Here is a 3,083-nt window from a genome sequence, read left to right as displayed (position 1 = left end):
CCGAACGGCCACCGCACCCGAATCCGCCCCGCCCGAACCCCCACCCCCCACCGCCGTCCCCCAGGCCGGCGACCCCGCCCTCACCCTCCTCCGCCGCGTCGGCACGACCGACCCCACCGACCTCGACGACTACCGGGCGCACGGCGGCTACACCGCCCTGCGCCGCGCCTTCGCCCTCGGCCCCGCCGCCGTCATCCGCGAGGTCACCGACTCCGGCCTCCTCGGCCGGGGCGGCGCCGCCTTCCCCACCGGCCGCAAGTGGCAGGCCACGGCCTCCCGGCCGGACCACCCGCACTACCTCGTCTGCAACGCCGACGAGTCCGAGCCGGGCACGTTCAAGGACCGCGTCCTCATGGAGGGCGACCCGTACGCGCTGGTCGAAGCCATGACGATCGCCGCGTACGCGACCGGCGCCCGCAAGGGCTACCTCTACCTCCGGGGCGAATACCCGCGGGCGACGGCCCGCATGGAACACGCGATCAGCCAGGCCCGCGCCCGCGGCCTGCTCGGCGACGACATCCTCGGCCAGGGCCACGCCTTCGACATCGAGATCAGGCGCGGCGCGGGCGCGTACGTCTGCGGCGAGGAGACCGCCCTCTTCAGCAGCATCGAGGGCCACCGCGGCGAGCCCCGCACCAAGCCCCCCTTCCCGGTGGAGAAGGGCCTGTTCGGCAAACCGACGGTCGAGAACAACGTGGAGACCCTGATCAACGTCCTGCCCGTCCTGACCATGGGCGCCCAGGCCTACGCGGCGATCGGCACGGAGGGATCCACCGGCCCCAAACTCTTCTGCGTCTCGGGCAGCGTCGCCCGCCCCGGCGTCTACGAACTCCCCTTCGGAGCGACCCTGGGCGAACTCCTCCGCCTCGCCGGCGTCCGCGACGGCCTCCGGGCGGTCCTCCTCGGCGGAGCCGCCGGCGGCTTCGTACGCCCCGACGAGCTGGACATCCCCCTCACCTTCGAAGGGACCCGGGCGGCGGGCACCACCCTCGGCTCCGGAGTCGTCATGGCCTTCGACGACACGGTCCCGCTCCCCCGCCTCCTCCTGCGCATCGCCCGGTTCTTCCGCGACGAGTCGTGCGGCCAGTGCGTCCCCTGCCGCGTCGGCACCGTCCGCCAGGAAGAGGCGCTGCACCGGATCGTCGACCGCACCGGCGCCGACGCCGCCACCGACATCACCCTGCTGCGCGAGGTCGGCCGCGCGATGCGGGACGCCTCGATCTGCGGTCTGGGGCAGACCGCGTGGAACGCCGTGGAATCCGCCATCGACCGTCTGGGGGCGTACGAATGACCGTGACACCGCTGGGGATCCCCCGCCGTCTGCTGGAGTTCACCCTGGACGGCGAGCCGGTCCGGGCGCCCGAGGGGTCGACGATCCTGGACGCCTGCCGGGCGGCCGGAAAGGACGTCCCGACGCTCTGCGAGGGCGACACGCTCACCCCCAGGAACGCCTGCCGTGTCTGCGTGGTGGAGGTGGAGGGCTCCCGCACCCTGGTCCCCGCGTGCTCCCGCGAGGCCGAGCCGGGCATGGAGGTCCGCACCGGAACCGAGCGGGTCCGGCACAGCCGCAAGGTCGTCCTGGAGCTCCTCGCCTCCTCCGTCGACCTGTCGACGACCCCCCGGGTCGCCGGGTGGCTCAAGGAGTACGAGGCGAAACCGGACCGCTTCGGCCCGGAGGCGGCCCGGCTCGGCGAGGAACCCCGGATCGACAACGACCTGTACGTCCGCGACTACGACAAGTGCATCCTCTGCTACAAGTGCGTGGACGCCTGCGGCGACCAGTGGCAGAACACCTTCGCGATCTCGGTCGCGGGCCGCGGTTTCGACGCCCGGATCGCCGTCGAGCACGACGCCCCGCTGACCGACTCGGCGTGCGTGTACTGCGGCAACTGCATCGAGGTCTGCCCCACCGGGGCCCTGTCGTTCAAATCGGAGTTCGACATGCGGGCCGCGGGTACGTGGGACGAGTCGAGGCAGTCGGAGACGACGACCGTGTGCGCGTACTGCGGTGTGGGCTGCAACCTCACCCTCCATGTGCAGGACAATGAGATCGTGAAGGTCACCTCACCGCACGACAATCCGGTGACCCACGGCAACCTGTGCATCAAGGGCCGCTTCGGCTATCAGCACGTACAGAACCGGGACTGAGCGGAACTGGTGGGAACATGGGACGAGTCACGGAACGACGCAAGGTGCTCCGCATCCGGGACGGAGCGGTGTCCAGCCGCCCGGACACACTCGTCGCCGAGGAACCCCTGGAGATCCGCCTCAACGGCAAGCCCCTCGCCGTCACCATGCGCACACCGGGCGACGACTTCGCGCTGGCGGCCGGGTTCCTGGTGAGCGAGGGAGTGCTCGCCACCAGCTCGGACCTGCAGAACATCGTCTACTGCGCCGGGGCGACGGCGGACGGGTCGAACACCTACAACGTGGTCGATGTGAAGACCGCCCCCGGAGTGGTGATCCCGGACATCACGCTCGAACGCAACGTCTACACCACGTCCTCCTGCGGCCTGTGCGGCAAGGCCAGCCTGGACGCGGTGCGCACGACGGCCCGCCATCCCATCGCGGACACCCCCGCGCTGCGCGTGGAGCCGGAACTGCTGGCGAGCCTGCCCGACCGGCTGCGCGCGTCCCAGCGGGTCTTCGACCGCACGGGCGGCCTGCACGCGGCGGCCCTGTTCGACGAGGACGGCGAGCTGCTCGACGTACGGGAGGACGTGGGCCGGCACAACGCGGTCGACAAACTGGTCGGCCGTGCCCTGCAGGGCGGGAACCTGCCGCTGTCCCGGACGATCCTGCTGGTCTCCGGCCGGGCCTCGTTCGAGCTGGCGCAGAAGGCGGTCATGGCCGGCGTTCCGATGCTGGCGGCGGTCTCGGCGCCGTCCTCGCTGGCCGTGGACCTGGCGGCGGAGACGGGTCTGACCCTGGTGGGATTCCTGCGGGGCGGTTCCATGAACGTGTACGCGGGTGAGGACCGCATCGCCCTGCGGGCCGCGGCCGCCCGGGGCTGACCGGTTCCCCCGCTGCACGGCGGCGGGGCCCCAGCCGGCGGGGAGCGCCCCCTGCGCCGCGGGGCCCCG

The 3,083-nt window shown here is 72.3% G+C and carries 3 protein-coding genes; all 3 read left to right on the top strand.

The window, feature by feature from the left end; translation table 11 throughout:
* On the top strand, positions 1 to 1,291 hold a 1,291-nt coding region (locus tag B7767_RS24250; protein WP_085574060.1), incomplete at its 5' end, for an NADH-quinone oxidoreductase subunit F.
* Entirely contained in the window at positions 1,288 to 2,148 is an 861-nt protein-coding gene (locus tag B7767_RS24245) for a 2Fe-2S iron-sulfur cluster-binding protein (protein ID WP_085574059.1), read from the top strand. The genes B7767_RS24250 and B7767_RS24245, both read left to right, overlap by 4 nt.
* Positions 2,149 to 2,165: 17 nt before the next feature.
* Complete coding sequence (fdhD, locus tag B7767_RS24240) at positions 2,166 to 3,014, top strand: formate dehydrogenase accessory sulfurtransferase FdhD (RefSeq protein ID WP_085574058.1); 849 nt, start codon at positions 2,166 to 2,168, stop codon at positions 3,012 to 3,014.
* The last annotated feature ends 69 nt before the right edge of the window (positions 3,015 to 3,083 follow it).

The sequence above is a fragment of the Streptomyces sp. 13-12-16 genome, from assembly GCF_002114215.1.
In the GTDB taxonomy this organism is placed as follows: Bacteria; Actinomycetota; Actinomycetes; order Streptomycetales; family Streptomycetaceae; genus Streptomyces.
The sequence above is the reverse complement of the archived record's forward strand: the minus strand, read 5'-3'. Positions and strand labels throughout refer to the sequence as shown.